At 70.5% G+C, this 430-nt stretch carries 1 protein-coding gene; it reads left to right on the top strand.

Going from position 1 to position 430, the window contains the following annotated elements; translation table 11 throughout:
- On the top strand, positions 1–342 hold a 342-nt coding region (locus AACY45_RS28835), incomplete at its 5' end, for a hypothetical protein (RefSeq protein ID WP_339548886.1).
- Between the last annotated feature and the right edge of the window lie 88 nt (positions 343–430).

Here is a 430-nt window from a genome sequence, read left to right as displayed (position 1 = left end):
CTGCTGGCGGTCGCGCCCGTCGGCAAGGACGAAGTCGATCTCGCAAAGCTGCTCGCCGCCTTCGCGATGGCCGCGCCGTTCGCGCTGCTGCTGCCGATCGCCATCGCCACCCAGACGGTGCTGGGTGCCGCGATCACGCTGGTGATGACCGCCTTTGGCGGCGCGGCGGCCGGCTATGTCGAACTCAAGCTCGGCAAACCCGGCCAGCGCAGCACCTTCGTGCGCCGCCGTCAGGGCGGCGTGGTCGCGGGCATTTTGTCGCTGCTGATCGCCTTCATCTTCGGCGGCGGCGCGGCGCTGGCGGTGTTTATGCTCGGCGGAGGGCTGGCGCAGCTCGGCTGAGGCTCAGGCCGCGCGCTGTGCCAGCGCGGCGGCGGCTTCCTCCATCAGGCTGGCGATGATGTCGGCGACGGGTTCTTCCTTGGTCACC

Source organism: Pseudomonas sp. RA_35y_Pfl2_P32 (assembly GCF_963970735.1).
Taxonomy (GTDB): Bacteria; Pseudomonadota; Gammaproteobacteria; order Pseudomonadales; family Pseudomonadaceae; genus Aquipseudomonas.
Note: the sequence above shows the minus strand (reverse complement) of the source record. Positions and strands in the feature narration are given on the sequence as shown.